Raw genomic sequence first — 14,970 nt, 5'->3', positions numbered from 1 at the left:
TGTATAATTTAACAAAAATTTGGCAATCAGTCTATCAAATATCAGAAATTCTTCGGATTTGGTTGATTATAACCATATTCTTCGAAGAAATTAGCCCGGAAATCCAGTAAATTATCGGCCATGATGGCTTCCCGAACTTTTTTCATGAGGTGCAGCAAAAAGTATAAATTATGGTAACTGGTCAAGCGCAAGCCAAAACTTTCATCAGCCTTAAACAGGTGACGAATGTATGCCCGCGTGTAGTTGCGGCAGGTATAGCAATCACATTGATCATCGATAGGTGAAAAGTCACGGGCGTACTTAGCGTTTTTAACCGTCAGCCGGCCATGGCTGGTCATGCAGGTCCCGCGACGAGCGATCCGGGTCGGCAGCACGCAGTCAAACATGTCGATGCCGCGCATCACGCCATCGATCAAAGAGTCAGGCGACCCCACGCCCATTAAATAACGGGGTTTGTTGGTGGGCAGCATCGGTGCGGTAAAGCCCAGCACGCGATTCATTTCAGCCTTGGATTCACCTACAGATAGGCCACCAATGGAATAGCCGGGAAAATCCATGCTGACAAGATCATGGGCGGACTGACGGCGCAAGTCTTCATACCCTGCACCTTGAACGATACCGAACAGACCTTGCCAATCAGGATTAGCGTGGGCTTTTAAGCCCCGCTCAGCCCACCGGGAAGTCCGTTCAACGGAGTGCTTAATGTACTCATAACTCTCAAAGAATGGCGGGCATTCGTCTAAGCTCATCATGATGTCTGGACCAAGATCATTTTCAATTTGCATCGCTTTTTCCGGCGATAAAAATAATTGGTCGCCGTTAGAAGGGTTGCGGAAATGGACCCCTTCTTCGGTAATGTTACGATTCTCCGCTAAAGAAAAGACTTGGAAACCGCCAGAATCAGTCAGGATTGGTTTGTGCCAGTTCATGAACTGATGCAAACCGCCAGCTTCCTTAACCAAGTCTTCACCCGGCTGAAGCCAAAGGTGATACGTGTTGGCTAATATGACGCCCGCACCCATTTCATCCAGTTCCTCAGGGGCCAGCGACTTAACGGTCGCCTGCGTCCCTACCGGCATAAACATGGGGGTCGGAAAAGTGCCGTGCGGCGTGATCAGCTCACCCAATCGGGCACCCGTGTGCTTTTCAGTTTTAATAAGGCGATATTTAATCGCTGGTTCCATAATTTTCCTCCGTATTTAACTAACAACGGCCCCTTGCTGCAATCAGCAAAAGGTCGTTGATCGATCATTTATTTAATAAACATGGCGTCACCGAAACTAAAGAATCGGTAGCGTTCGTCAATGGCATGCTGGTACGCGTTGAGAATGTTGTCACGGCCGGTAAAAGCGGCCACTAACATGACCAAGGTTGACTTCGGCAAATGGAAGTTAGTGATAAAGGCATCAACTACCTGCCATTGGTAACCCGGTTTAATGAAAATATCGGTCCAGCCAGAATCGGCTTTGATCTCGCCATTAAACTTTGTCCCAATGGTTTCCAACGTCCGAATCGAAGTAGTCCCCGTTGCGATGATTCGGCCGCCATTGGCCCGGACCTCGTTTAGTGTTTGGGCTGAGGCTTCAGACAGCTGGTAAAATTCTGAGTGCATTTTATGGTCTTCGATATTCTTTTCGTCAACCGGTCGGAAAGTTCCCAGACCCACGTGCAAGGTCAGGTAAACTAACTTAACCCCTTTATCCTGAACTTTTTGCAGCAGTTCCTTCGTCCAGTGGAGACCGGCCGTTGGGGCTGCTGCTGAACCGGGTGTCTTTGCATAAACGGTCTGATACCGTTCAGGGTCATCCAGCTTTTCTTTAATGTATGGCGGTAACGGCATCTCGCCGAGTTTATCGAGAATTTCCATAAAAATACCATCGTAGTGAAATTCAATCATCCGGCCACCGTGATCTAATTCCTCAGTCACGGTTGCTGTTAACAGACCATCCCCGAAACTAAGGGTGGCGCCAACCTTCATTTTCTTAGCTGGCTTCATGAGTGTTTCCCATTCATCACCCTTGGTATTGTGCAAGAGTAAGGTTTCAACGTGACCGCCAGTCTCCGGCTTAATGCCGTAGATTCTGGCTGGCATCACCCGAGAATTATTCATCACTACGGCATCTCCAGGATTCAAGTAATCCAGGATATCATAAAAGTGCTTATCAGCCAGTGCCCCGGTTTTATGGTCTAAAACAAGTAACCGTGAGGCATCACGCTTTTCAATGGGTGTCTGAGCAATGAGTTCGTGCGGTAAATCATAATCGAAGTCTTCAGTCGTTAGTGTCATTATGAAGGGTCCTTTCACTTTTTGTCAGAAGTTATACCAAGGTGTTTGTAAGCCAATGGCGTTACCATTCGACCACGAGCCGTTCGCTTAATAAAGCCCTTTTGCAATAAGAATGGTTCATACATTTCCGCTACAGTATCGGTTTCTTCACCAATATTAGCTGCTAATGTGTTTAATCCCACTGGACCGCCATTGTAAAAACGAATCATGGTTTTCAGTAATTTGATGTCGGTCTGATCTAAACCTTCATTATCAACCTGCAGCATTTCCAGCGCTTGCTGAACGATGGTGCGGTCAATCGAATCGTGGTGGGTTGAAACCTCCGCAAAATCACGAATCCGTTTGAGCAGCCGGTTAGCGATCCGCGGCGTTCCCCGTGAACGACGGGCAATCTCGTGGGCACCCTCTTCTTGAATGGGTGAATTCAGAATTTTAGCTGACCGTTTAACGATCTGTTCCAATTCAGCCGGACTATAATACGCCATATGGCCAACGATTCCAAACCGATCCCGCAATGGTGCCGACAAGAGTCCGGCACGTGTTGTGGCGCCGATCAGAGTAAACGGCGGCAACGGGAAATGAATTGGGTGAGCGGTCGGTCCCTGCCCCACCACAATATCAATGAAGAAGTCCTCCATTGCGGAATACAGCATTTCTTCCACCACTTTTGGCAGTCGGTGAATTTCGTCGATAAATAACACATCCCCCGGTTGCAGTTCATTGAGTAATGCAACGAGGTCACCGGTCTTTTCGATTGCAGGTCCGCTGGTAGTCTTGATCCCCACCTGCATTTCTTTTGCGATAATCATCGCTAACGTGGTTTTTCCTAATCCGGGAGGGCCATACAAAAGAACGTGATCCAGTGCTTCTTCACGTTTTTTGGCAGCGCGAATATAGACACTAAGCTCACGTTTCAGTGCCGTTTGACCGATGTAAGTCGATAAACTGCTTGGCCGCAAAGACTGCTCGATCGACGTCTCCGCGTCATCTTGTTTATCACCGGTAACTATTCGGTTATCCTCGGTCATCTGCTCGCCCCCTTATTAATGATGATTTACTTGGTTAATAGTTTTAATGCTGCACTTAAATAGGCATCCGTGGTCTGCTCCGGTTCACCCTGAAAAGCTTTTTCCGCTTTTTTAAGGTCGCGCTCTTTGTACCCCAGTGCTGTTAAGGCTGCCAGTGCGTCTGCTAAGGCCGCATTGTCAGTTGAAGCGATCGCCGTACTGGTTGGTTCAAACAAACTGTTGGTTGTGAAATCATCCAGTTTGTCTTTAAGATCTAACACAATCTGCTGTGCCGTTTTCTTGCCAACACCAGGAAACTTAGTTAAGTAAGTCACGTCGTCTTGACTAATGGCTTTTACAATTGCCCGCTGATCGCCATTAGCTAAAATGGCTAAGGCACTTTTGGCACCAATGCCAGAGACCGCCAGCAGCTTTTCGAAGAGCTGCTTTTCTTTTAGTGAACTGAATCCATACAACGTTTGAGCCGTGTCGCTGATAGTTTGATGAATATAAATTTTGGTAAGGTCGTTACCGACTTCAAACCGAAAGGGGTTAGCTACCCGGATCAGATAGCCTACCCCATTGACGTCTAACACAATGTAAGCGGGCTGAATATCGACAACTTGACCGTTTAAATACTCATACATCTCGATGATTGCTCCAGTTCTTTAATTTAAGTAAACGTATGTTTGCTTATGAGATTGTAACATGAACAACAGCTCACAGGCAAGGTCTCAAAACTGACGGCTCAGCAACCAAAAATAGCCTCACCGGCCGTCTTCTTACTAACTGTCGATCAGGTTATTTGCGTTTCTTTTACTGAGTTTACACGCCGGATTTTAAGGTAATTTTATCCGGTTTGACTGCCAGCGCAACCATGCCGACCAGTATGCCCAAGTAGTAGGTGAGCAGCCGCCAAAGCAGCATGGCTAGTACCAGCTTACTTGAATTAGTAATGTAGCTGCTGAACAATACCGTAAACGCGTACTCGGCACCGCCAGACCCGCCGGGAATCGGAAAGATTGAAATGACCATCACGATCAAAACGTGCAGGCAGGTGATCATCACGATATTAGCGTGGGTGTAGCCCAGTGACAGCATAATGAAATAAGGCACCAGGTAGTAGCACATCAACTGGAAGAAAGTGATCACGATCACCTTTAACAACAGTCGCCACTGACCGATCAGCTGGACACTTTCCTGGTAAAATAAATCGATCTTAGTATCCAGCTTAGTGATCCAGTCTTTGACCTTTTCAGTTTTTGTAAACCAGCGCACCGGGATCATCACGATCCGCATGGCCCGTTTGGTAAATTGGGGCCAAAACATCACTAAAAATAACCCGATAATGACCGCAAAGTGAACCATAAACCCAAACACCACAAATAGGGATAAGTAGCTCATTTTACTGACCATGTAATGAAAGCCAATGATCAAAGCAACCAAAAAGTTAATGACGATCATGCCCTGATAAACGATAAACTTCATCAACAGAATTGAACTCGCCCGACCGCCATCGATCCCGCTTTGCAGCATGGCGATCAACTGGGCCGGCTGCCCCCCTGATGAAAAGGGGGTTATCCCGTTAAATAACTGTTCGATCAACGGGATCCGCAGCGCGCTTTTAAACGAATAGCGGCCAAGCCGTTCATCCACGAAAGTTTTAACGACTAGCCCCTCTAACGCAAAGTAAATTAGCATACATAAAATAGCAACGGTTAGCCATTGTAAGTTGATTGTCGTAAAGTCACGAATTAAAATGTTGAGCTTAACGTCCCGTAACGAATAACCGAAAATTGAAACACCCAGTAAGATGATCAGGAACAATGCAATTTTATTACGTCTCGACATACTTTTTAACCTCTTCTTGCCTGTTCAGTATAGAATTGCAGCCAGATCTTGGCCAATCGTTCCTCTGAGTAGTAGTCGGCAGCTTGTTTTGCCTTCTCCTGAAGCGAAAGTAGTGCCTTAGGATCTGAGCTCAAATCCGATATGATCCGGTCCATTTCGTCCACGTCCTTCGCAGCAGCATAATCACCCTTGATAATAGCATGGTATAAATCCAGGTCACGCAGCAAAACCGGTGTATGCGTACTAAACGCTTCTAAAACCGACATGGGAAAAAGCTCATTGTACGACGGCAGCAAAAACAAATCCGCCATGTTGTAGTAAGCCACCAATTTATCCCGGTCAATGATCCCCGGAAAACTTAGGTTAGCAGGCGGATTATCAACTACCTGTTTTAACTTTTCATAACCATCCGTGATACGGCCGAACGAAAAGCCGCCGGTCCAAATAAACTGCATTTCCGGGTGTCGTTTTGCCAGTTCAATAAAGTCAAAAACGCCCTTACGAACCTGCACCTGACCAGAACCGAGAATCGTAAACTTATCGGGATACTGATACTGCTTCCGCAAGGCGCGTTTGCTTTCTTCGTCAGCCGGATGAAACATTTCCGCACTGACAAAGTTAGGAATATAAGTGACTTTATCCCGACTAATGCCATAAGCTTCCAGTTTAGGAATAAAGGACGGATTGACCACCACTAACTGGTCCATCCGTTTGTAAAAAGCAATCACGTAACGATAGAAAACGGCTTTGGCAATCTTGGGTAACTTTAAACTGCCTTCCAGCGTTTCCGGCAAAAAATGAACGAAACCAACCTTACGGCCGCGTCCTGGCATGAAAGTAGACAGGTAAAACGGAAAGTTAACCGTATGATAATGACTGATGTCACTGCGGCCGTACTTATTGATCTTAAGCGCAATCTGATCTGATTCACGGGTTTTTAATAGCCGAACCAGCTCTAAGTAGACACTGCCGACCCCTTGACCCTTAACTGAATCTGCCGCTGAAAACATCGTGATTTTTATCATACTTGGCTCCGTTTCTAATTATTGATTACCTGCATCTGCTGAATTTTCATGAACTTCTTCGTAGTTTTCCTGTGCATCGTGATAGAAATCCACGATGCGTTCACCGAAAGTTTCACTTGAAACCTGCTTTAACGTCTGGTTTAAAACGGTGTGATCCGTTATCTTATCATGCTTCAAATAATAAATCATCTTTTCAATCATTTCATCGTGGGTTTTAAACGTTGCCCCTAACTGCGGATCTTGAAGCAACTCATCCGTATAGGGACTGCTTTTAACGACGATCTTTCGGTCTGAAGCTAACGATTCAATGTACGTCAATCCCTGTGACTCTGAATCTGAAGCAGAAACAAACAGGTTAGTCGCGTGATAGAAGGCTGAGACTTCGTTATTATTGATTTCACCAGTAAAAATAACGTGTTCATCGATGCCCAGATCACGCGCTTGCTGCTCTAGATCTTCTTTGGCAGGACCATCACCGACGATCATTAAGTAAGCCGTCGGAAGCTGTTTTAAAATCGTTTTAAAGCCATCAATAACTTCCTTGATATTCTTCTCGTAAGCTACCCGGCTTAAAGACAACATCATGGGCGCATCTGCTGGAATATGATATTTTTCACGAACGTTGAGTTCATCTTCGTGCGGCTCATACTGTTCCAGATCAATCCCGGTAGGAATAACCCGAATCGGTGCTTTAACGCCGTACCCGGATAATTTATCGATAACCCGTTCACTAGGGGCAACAACACCGTCTAAATGACTGCAAAAAGCCAGCGTCATCTGCTTAACGTGGACCGGTTTTAAAATCTTCCCGTTAGCGACATAGTGCAGATAATCCTCATACATCGTGTGGTAAGTATGAATACAGGGAATCTTCATTGCGCGGGCGACAAACTTACCGATTAATCCCATGGAAAACTCAGTCTGGGTATGCACAATGTCCAAGTTGAGTTCCTTTGCTAGCTGGTAAGCGTGCAACAGGCCCCGAAAGGCAATCCGTCGATCGGTAAATGAAACGAACGGGACACTCGGAAAGCGAAAGATGTTCCGCTCATAAACGTCCTTTTCAATGTGCGGGTCAGTCGTGGTAAAGATGTACACTTGGTGACCCTGTTTTTCCAACTCATGGCGCAGTGTTTTAATCGAAGTTGCGACACCGCTCACTTGAGGGAAATATGTGTCAGTAAATAAACCAATGTTCACGACGATCCCCCCGTATTCTTAATTCCGTCTTCTTATTGATAATAATTATATTGGTTAGAAGTGCTTAATGCAAGAATAGAAAGCGACTTCTGACTCATGGTGATCCACCGCTCTTACCTGGCGATTTAACCCACTAACAATAACTTATGACTTTCAACGGTTCAAGCCCCTTTGCGCTTTCTTAAATTTAAAATAAAAAACGGTTTACCAGAAATCTAGTGATTTCTGGTAAACCGTTAACTTTGTGAATAGTTTAGCCAACTATGCCAACTATTATTTACTGTAAATTTATCAAAAGCTGATTTAACCCAGTTTTTTAACAGCTAGTATCATTGCAGACCTGCTTAACGAATAAGGCCTTCAGCCTTCATTGTCTTAGCGACTTCTTCCATGGCTTCAGTCTCGTCATCGCCATCAGCAGAGATGGTAACGTCGGTGTTTTGACCAACACCTAAAGACATGACACCCATGATCGACTTCAAGTTAATGGACTTGCCATCGTACTCCAAGTTAATGTCTGAGTTAAACTTGCTGGCTGCTTGTACTAACAACGTTGCTGGACGAGCATGAATACCTGCTTCTGCAGTAATCCGAAAGTTGCGTTTTTCCATAATATATCAATCTCCTTTATCAACTAAAAACAAATTGGGCTACTTTCTCATTAGTTTCATAAGTACAGCTTTTATGAAATAAATAGAAAAACACCTTTAGTCTTAGAATATCAATTTATTCAGTAAAATACAAGCAGTAGAGGGAAAATAATCAACCGCTTTCATTGTATATTTACTGTGTCTGATCATGATCATAGTGATAAATAATTTTACCATTCTTCTCAGCCTTGCCCACGATGCGCTTGCGGGATTCAAACTGCATGTACGCCGTCTGAAAAGCCATAAAGTCCGCTGGTTCGACGGTAAACTCATCTAAATCTCCTGATTTTAACTGTGCCATCAGCTTGGCATAATCTTCTGCCAATCGCGTCACCTCCGCAGCAGTGAAATTTTCCATCAGTTCATTTTACCATAATATATACGGTCATGTCAGTCACCCGTCCTCTCGGCAGCATTTGCAACTAAACCTGTGAAAACGCCGATTATTTAATCAAACTGCTTGCAACATTTTCCAAAATGAAGTACAACATAACTTGAGTTAGCACTCGAATGGTTGTCGTGCTAATTTGAGCTTAAAAGTGCGAGCAAATCACTTGCGAAAACACTGGAATATTGTATAATATGTTTAAAGGTCAATATTGGTCAAACATTTGATCAGTGATTGGCTTGACTACTTAAAGAGAGGAGTCAAGATATGCTGTGTCAGAATTGTCATCAACGTGAAGCGACGATTCATTTGTACCTGAACGTGAATGGTCAGCGACAGCAAGTTGATCTTTGTCAAAATTGTTATCAACTTCTAAAAAATCAGCAGAACAACTCTAATCCTGGAAATGGAGGTGCACAAATGGCACAAGATCCATTTGGCTTTGGTAACCTGGATGATATTTTCCGTGCTATGCAAGGCGGTAACCCTAATGGCAATCCTCAAGGCTATCAACAGCAAGTACCACCTACCCAGCCGAGCGGCCCCCGTAATGGAGGAGGCGGCCAGAACGGCAACGGTAATGGTGGTCTATTAGGTCAATATGGTATCGATCTTACCGCGCTTGCTAGTCAAGGTAAGATCGACCCAGTGATTGGCCGTGACCGTGAAATTTCTAGAGTCATCGAAATTTTGAACCGGCGGACCAAGAACAACCCCGTTTTAATCGGTGAAGCCGGTGTTGGTAAGACGGCGGTCGTTGAAGGTTTGGCTCAAAAGATCGTCTCTGGCGATGTTCCGCAAAAATTAATGAATAAAAAGATTATTCGCTTAGACGTGGTTTCCCTTGTTCAAGGGACTGGTATCCGTGGTCAATTTGAACAGCGGATGCAGCAGTTAATGAAGGAAGTCACGGATAATCCGAACATCATCTTGTTCATTGACGAAATCCACGAAATTGTGGGTGCTGGTAACGCTGAAGGCGGCATGGATGCCGGCAACGTGTTAAAACCAGCGCTTGCCCGTGGCGAGTTCCAACTGGTCGGTGCAACGACTTTAAATGAATACCGTGATATTGAAAAGGATCAAGCACTGGCACGTCGTTTGCAGCCCGTTACCGTAAACGAACCGTCTCCTGAGGAAGCCGTTAAGATTTTAAAGGGTATCCAAAAGAAGTATGAAGATTACCACCACGTCCACTATACGGACGCTGCCTTAGAAGCAGCGGTCAAACTATCGGACCGTTACATCCAAGACCGGTTCTTACCTGACAAGGCCATCGATTTACTTGATGAATCAGGCTCCAAAAAGAACTTGACCATTAACGTCGTTGATCCCAAGACGATCGATGATAAGATCAAATCCGCTGAGGAACAAAAACAAGCGGCTTTGAAACAGGAAGACTACGAAAAAGCAGCCTACTACCGTGATCAAGTCAATAAACTTGAAGACGCAAAGAAGTCACAGACCAGTACCCCATCTTCCGATGATGAACCGCAAGTCACCGAAGAAGATATGCAAAAGATCGTTGAAGAAAAGACGGGTATCCCAGTTGGTGAACTTCAAAACAAGGAACAGCAGCAGCTGCGGGATCTAAACGATTCATTAAAGACTCACGTTATCGGCCAAAACGAAGCCGTTGACAAAGTTTCGCGGGCAATTCGCCGTAACCGGATCGGACTAAACGGTACTGGCCGGCCAATCGGCTCGTTCCTATTTGTCGGTCCTACCGGGGTTGGTAAAACGGAACTGGCTAAACAGCTTGCCCGTGAACTCTTTGGGTCCAAAGAGGCCATGATCCGGTTTGACATGTCTGAGTACATGGAGCCGCACTCAGTGGCTAAGCTGATTGGTTCACCGCCTGGCTACGTTGGGTATGAAGAAGCGGGTCAGCTGACCGAACAAGTTCGTCGTCACCCATACAGCTTGATCCTGCTGGATGAAGTTGAAAAAGCCCACCCAGATGTCATGCATATGTTCCTACAGATTTTGGATGATGGCCGTTTGACCGATTCACAAGGACGGACGGTTTCCTTCAAAGATACGATCATTATCATGACTTCTAACGCGGGTACCGGTGATGCAGAAGCGAGTGTCGGTTTCGGTGCCGAAGCCTCTGGCAAGACCCACTCAGTTCTTGATCAATTAACCAACTACTTCAAGCCAGAATTTTTAAACCGGTTTGATGACATCGTTGAATTCAACTCCCTCACTAAGGACAACTTAATGAAGATCGTTGATTTGATGATCGATGATGTTAACGTGATGCTGGCCAACCAAGGTCTGCACGTTCACGTCACTGAACCAGTTGAAGCAAAATTAGTGGCGTTAGGTTATGATCCCGCAATGGGTGCTCGGCCGCTTCGCCGGGTCATTCAAGAACAAATTGAAGATCGCATTGCCGATTTCTACCTGGAACACAATAACGTTAAAAACTTAGTTGCTAAAATTGAAAACGGTGAAATTACCTTGGCTGAAGAAACGTCCGCTGCACCTGCAGCAAACGAAAACGACGCTAAGAAGTAATTGTCCCATTTCTAAAGCCCGAACATCAGTCCTTGATGTTCGGGCTTTTTGATAAGTCAGTAAGATTCAGCTGAAAAGTTCTCAGCAACTATCAAGTTGGGGTATACTAGAGGTATTAAATATATGAGGGGGAAAACTCGGATGACTTTTTTGGATCAGCTGCTCAAATTAATGACTAAGAACCAGTCCCAATCCCCCTCCCGCAGCAAAAAAACAGCCCCGACTGACGGTTCCGCTTTAAAAGCAAAACAGCCACCGCTAAAGTCCGCCGAACCACTGCCGGACTCACCGGTCGCTGAAGACGGCTCGTCTCAAACTGAGGCTGTCAGTCAGCACGCACCTTCAAAACTGGCTGAGTCCCAAGCCGCATCAGCTGTGATGCTGGTACTCTATATGGATGACCAAAACCATTCGCTGGCAAAACCGCAGTGGTTAACCGGGCGGCTGGGCGAAAAGATCCACTTTGCCCCGCGTAAAATCGATCACTACTTGTTATTCCACGTCATTGGTTTTACCACCGTATTCGCGAGTCCCTATCGCATCATGACCCTTCAATATACTAGGAAACTGGGGCACCCTGTCATCATGTATGCCGTGGATTACGATACCCGTGAAATGGTGGCTTCGCCGGTTATCCAAACCGGGGCCGTCAACCAGCCCTTCGCCTTCAGCAAAGCAGCCATCGACGGCTACCATTTAATCAAAGCCAGCCGACCGTTAACCGGTCACTTCACTGATCAAGCACAAACCATCGTCGTCCTGCTGCGTCGTGACACCTGGACATCGGTTCAGCAGATCAACATCTTTGTCAGATTACTCGACAGTACCCCAGTATTAAATCAACCGGATGGTCAACCCCACCGTTATGAATTCCCCAAGGATTCGGTTTGGCGAGCCTTTGTGCGGGTGAATACGAAAAACGGCGAAACGTGGTTTAATCTGGGCGGACCGCAGTGGATCAACGGTAAAGACGTCACTGAAACTAACCGGCCAGTAAACCTGCAGATCACTCAACGTCAGCCGGTAAAGTTCAAGCCAATGGATCAGGCCGCCGTCATTGATTTCGTTGCCGGCCGCTCACTGCATACTTACGACCGGCCAAACGGGCAAGCCATCAAGTTAATTGCGGATGGTACGCCGATTCAACTTACCGGCGAATACACTGACGAAAACCAGCTCAGGTGGTATCGGCTGGCTGATGACGCGGTTATTCGCGCGCAATACGTTAAAATACAATAAGAAATGAACACAAATTAAGGCCTGTCCCAGAAAGCTCAGTTGGGACAGGCCTTTTTAAATTGTCATCATCAGTTATTCTTCATCCAGCACCATTGGCTGTTTAAAGCGAACGCGTTTCAATCGCTTATTGATTTCAAGCACACAGCTAGGGATGAAGATGGCAATGAGGATCACCAGCCAATGCGTTGCTGATAAGGCGGTCAGCTGAAATGCATCTCGTAACCAGGGAATCACGGCAGTACTGGCAACCAATCCAGCAGCCAGCACAACACCCGCATTTAACGCTTGATTATTGCGAAGTCCTTGCCAGGATAAAGGTGCACGCTGCTTGATCGGATAGATATCAATCATCGATCCTAACGCCAGTGTAAAGAACAGCATGGTCATGCCAATTGACGGATCATTACTGGCAAGTCCGAACCGGCCCAAACTGTAGATACCTAACGTTAAAACAATGAAGGTCGTTGTTCGAACCGCTACCCGCTGACCTAAACCATCCGCAAAAATACTGGTCTTGCGACTGATCGGCGGCCGCTTCATATTCTGCGGTTCCGCTGGTTCACGACTGAGATAGAAGCCCGGGATACCATCCGCTAACACGTTGATCAGCAACAGCTGTTCAGCAATCAGCGGTGCTCCCCAGCCAATACCAACCGCGAAGATCATCAAAAATATTTGGGCAAAATTGACTCCGATCAGAAATTCCACGGCCTTCAAAATATTTTGGTAAACTGCCCGGCCAGTTGAAACCGCGGCAACGATGGTTTCAAAATTATCATCCGTTAAAATCATGTCACTGGCATTTTTAGAGACTTCCGTTCCGGTGATCCCCATAGCGACCCCAACATCGGCTGCTTTCAGCGCTGGCGCATCGTTGACGCCATCCCCGGTCATCGCCACCGTAGCACCCTGTTCTTGCCAAGCGTTAACGATGCGGATCTTATCTTCCGGTGAAACCCGGGCGTACACACTGATACTTTCGATCTGATCAGCCAGTTGCTGATCACTTAACTGTCGTAACGCGGCACCCGTCACCACCTGGTCGCCCGGGCGCAAAATACCAATTTGTTTGGCGATTGCCTTAGCGGTTTCAAGGTGGTCTCCGGTAATCATCACGGTGCGAATGCCCGCTTCGGCTGCTTGTGAAACTGCCGCAATTGCCGTTTCCCTTGGCGGATCGATCATGCCAATGAGACCAGCGAAGACTAAGTCGTGCTGCAAGTCTTCAATTGGCGTTTCCGGCATAGTATCAAAGTATTTGTAACCCACAGCAAGCACCCGTAGCGCATCGTGGGCAAACTGATCATGCACCCGTTTGGTTTTCGCCTGCTCCGTCACTGACAGTTCGACCGGCAGGTGGTCGATGGCGCCCTTCACGATCAGCAGTGCCCGGCCATCCGGCAGTTGATGCAGTGTCGCCATGGTCTTTTTTGTGGAATTGAACGGATCTTCTGCCACACGGGGAGCCTGTTTTTCAAAGTCTGCCCTGGTCAGTTTGTCCGCCGCTAACCAGCGAACGATTGCCAATTCGGTGGAGTCGCCAATTTCGGCCCATTCATCATTTACCCGTTCACGGGTCGCGTTAGTCGCCAGTCCCATTAACTGCATTAACGTTTTGGTCTGCTCCTGCAGCGGCTCAGCACCCACCAACGTTGGTTCTGAATCAAACACTGACCAAACCTGGGTGACCGTCATCTGATTTTGAGTCAGCGTTCCCGTTTTATCCGAAGCAATCACGTTCACGCCGCCAATGGTTTCAACCGCGTCCACCCGGCGCATAATAGCATGCTGTTTAGCCATAACGCCAACGCCGTGAGATAAACTGATGGTGACGATAATCGGCAAGGTTTCCGGTACCGCAGCTACCGCAAGGGAAACACCGATCATTAACGCATCCGTTAGGGGTTCGCCCTGGAAAAAGAGCCCCAGAATTGTAATGATGAGCCCGCCGACCACCGCTACGGCTGTTAACCGGCCGGATAGTTGATTCAGCCGCTTCTGCAGCGGCGTAGTACGCGCTTTGGTTCGGTTTAACATCCCAGCAATACTGCCGATGGCCGTATCCATTCCGATGGCCGTCACCACCATTTGCCCAGTCCCCTGCGTCACGCCCGTTCCTGAAAACACCTCGTTGATCCGGTCACCGATTTCATCGGCTTCTGCCACCGGTTCAGCGATTTTTTTGACCGGTTCACTTTCACCAGTGAGCACTGCTTCATCGATCCGCAAATCAGCTGCTTCAACCAGCCGTCCGTCAGCTGGGATTTGGTTCCCACCTGACAATGACACCACGTCACCGACCACCAAATCAGCGGCGTCGATTACTTGAGACTGACCGTCCCGAATGACGGTGACTTCGTGAACGTTCATCTTTTTTAACGCCGCCAGCGATTTCTCAGCACTGTGTTCCTGATACATGCCAATCAAGACGTTGATGACTAATATGCTGCCGATCACAATGGTCTTGGTCCAGCCGCCATCAGCCGCAATCGCCAGGTAGGTCGATAAGGCCACTGCAAATAACAGGACTAAGGAAGCGACATCGGACAAGTGCCGCCATACTTTTTGAAAAATAGTCGGCGGCTTCTCCTCTTGCAGCACGTTGCGGCCTGCGCTTTGCCGCCGTTTAGCTTCCGTTGCAGTAAGGCCGCTAGTTAGATTGGTATTGAACGCATTTTCTAGTTGCCGGTGGTCCCTCTCAGAATTTTTCATTGTCATAATCAGCAATCCTTTCCGTAGGCGCTAGCCGGTTAATCTCTACTCTTAGTGTATCGAAAGCACTTCACAGATGCCATGAATT

12 protein-coding genes are annotated in these 14,970 nt (G+C 46.9%); 2 read left to right on the top strand and 10 right to left on the bottom strand.

Features of this window, described 5'->3' with window-relative positions; genetic code table 11:
• Window positions 1-41: 41 nt before the first annotated feature.
• From tgt to ykzS, 9 genes are all read right to left on the bottom strand, one after another.
• Complete coding sequence (tgt, locus tag CES81_RS02630; protein ID WP_089120558.1) at window positions 42-1,184, bottom strand: tRNA guanosine(34) transglycosylase Tgt; 1,143 nt, start codon at window positions 1,182-1,184, stop codon at window positions 42-44.
• A 68-nt stretch (window positions 1,185-1,252) separates the two neighbouring features.
• Window positions 1,253-2,287, bottom strand: coding sequence for a tRNA preQ1(34) S-adenosylmethionine ribosyltransferase-isomerase QueA (queA, locus tag CES81_RS02625; protein WP_089120557.1), 1,035 nt, complete (start codon window positions 2,285-2,287; stop codon window positions 1,253-1,255).
• Between the two features lie 14 nt (window positions 2,288-2,301).
• Window positions 2,302-3,315, bottom strand: a complete 1,014-nt coding sequence (gene ruvB, locus CES81_RS02620; RefSeq protein ID WP_089120556.1) for a Holliday junction branch migration DNA helicase RuvB — start codon at window positions 3,313-3,315, stop codon at window positions 2,302-2,304.
• Between the two features lie 26 nt (window positions 3,316-3,341).
• Window positions 3,342-3,941: a Holliday junction branch migration protein RuvA gene (gene ruvA, locus CES81_RS02615; RefSeq protein WP_089120555.1), complete on the bottom strand. Its 600-nt coding sequence runs from the start codon at window positions 3,939-3,941 to the stop codon at window positions 3,342-3,344.
• A 178-nt stretch (window positions 3,942-4,119) separates the two neighbouring features.
• On the bottom strand, window positions 4,120-5,145 hold the full coding sequence (locus CES81_RS02610) for a lysylphosphatidylglycerol synthase transmembrane domain-containing protein (RefSeq protein ID WP_089088731.1): 1,026 nt from the start codon (window positions 5,143-5,145) through the stop codon (window positions 4,120-4,122).
• 5 nt (window positions 5,146-5,150) lie between these two features.
• A complete protein-coding gene (locus tag CES81_RS02605) occupies window positions 5,151-6,170 on the bottom strand; it encodes a glycosyltransferase family 4 protein (protein ID WP_089120554.1) in 1,020 nt (339 codons plus the stop codon).
• Between the two features lie 18 nt (window positions 6,171-6,188).
• Window positions 6,189-7,370 (bottom strand): glycosyltransferase family 4 protein, encoded by a 1,182-nt coding sequence (locus tag CES81_RS02600; protein WP_089120553.1) that lies wholly within the window; start codon window positions 7,368-7,370, stop codon window positions 6,189-6,191.
• Between the two features lie 344 nt (window positions 7,371-7,714).
• Window positions 7,715-7,981 carry a phosphocarrier protein HPr gene (locus CES81_RS02595; RefSeq protein ID WP_089120552.1) on the bottom strand — a complete coding sequence of 89 codons (267 nt, stop codon included), beginning with the start codon at window positions 7,979-7,981 and terminating at the stop codon, window positions 7,715-7,717.
• A gap of 172 nt (window positions 7,982-8,153) precedes the next feature.
• Window positions 8,154-8,345, bottom strand: a complete 192-nt coding sequence (gene ykzS / locus CES81_RS02590; protein ID WP_103143224.1) for a protein YkzS — start codon at window positions 8,343-8,345, stop codon at window positions 8,154-8,156.
• Between the two features lie 330 nt (window positions 8,346-8,675).
• On the opposite strand from ykzS, the gene CES81_RS02585 reads away from it, so the two are divergent.
• Entirely contained in the window at window positions 8,676-10,931 is a 2,256-nt protein-coding gene (locus CES81_RS02585; RefSeq protein ID WP_089088735.1) for an ATP-dependent Clp protease ATP-binding subunit, read from the top strand.
• A gap of 141 nt (window positions 10,932-11,072) precedes the next feature.
• Complete coding sequence (locus CES81_RS02580; protein ID WP_180949698.1) at window positions 11,073-12,170, top strand: MucBP domain-containing protein; 1,098 nt, start codon at window positions 11,073-11,075, stop codon at window positions 12,168-12,170.
• 72 nt (window positions 12,171-12,242) lie between these two features.
• On the opposite strand, the gene CES81_RS02575 is transcribed toward CES81_RS02580, so the two are convergent.
• The gene (locus tag CES81_RS02575; RefSeq protein WP_225356329.1) at window positions 12,243-14,882 is read right to left on the bottom strand and encodes a cation-translocating P-type ATPase; all 2,640 of its coding nucleotides are present in this window, start codon (window positions 14,880-14,882) and stop codon (window positions 12,243-12,245) included.
• Between the last annotated feature and the right edge of the window lie 88 nt (window positions 14,883-14,970).

The organism is Secundilactobacillus pentosiphilus, assembly GCF_002217985.1.
GTDB lineage: Bacteria > Bacillota > Bacilli > Lactobacillales > Lactobacillaceae > Secundilactobacillus > Secundilactobacillus pentosiphilus.
Note: the sequence above shows the minus strand (reverse complement) of the source record. Positions and strands in the feature narration are given on the sequence as shown.

Bases quoted from the DNA above. Each gene is read 5' to 3' on its own strand.
- tgt (WP_089120558.1), bottom strand. From the start codon at position 1,184: ATGGAACCAGCGATTAAATATCGCCTTATTAAAACTGAAAAGCACACG.
- queA (WP_089120557.1), bottom strand. From the start codon at position 2,287: ATGACACTAACGACTGAAGACTTCGATTATGATTTACCGCACGAACTC.
- ruvB (WP_089120556.1), bottom strand. From the start codon at position 3,315: ATGACCGAGGATAACCGAATAGTTACCGGTGATAAACAAGATGACGCG.
- ruvA (WP_089120555.1), bottom strand. From the start codon at position 3,941: ATGTATGAGTATTTAAACGGTCAAGTTGTCGATATTCAGCCCGCTTAC.
- CES81_RS02610 (WP_089088731.1), bottom strand. From the start codon at position 5,145: ATGTCGAGACGTAATAAAATTGCATTGTTCCTGATCATCTTACTGGGT.
- CES81_RS02605 (WP_089120554.1), bottom strand. From the start codon at position 6,170: ATGATAAAAATCACGATGTTTTCAGCGGCAGATTCAGTTAAGGGTCAA.
- CES81_RS02595 (WP_089120552.1), bottom strand. From the start codon at position 7,981: ATGGAAAAACGCAACTTTCGGATTACTGCAGAAGCAGGTATTCATGCT.
- CES81_RS02585 (WP_089088735.1), top strand. From the start codon at position 8,676: ATGCTGTGTCAGAATTGTCATCAACGTGAAGCGACGATTCATTTGTAC.
- CES81_RS02580 (WP_180949698.1), top strand. From the start codon at position 11,073: ATGACTTTTTTGGATCAGCTGCTCAAATTAATGACTAAGAACCAGTCC.
- CES81_RS02575 (WP_225356329.1), bottom strand. From the start codon at position 14,882: ATGAAAAATTCTGAGAGGGACCACCGGCAACTAGAAAATGCGTTCAAT.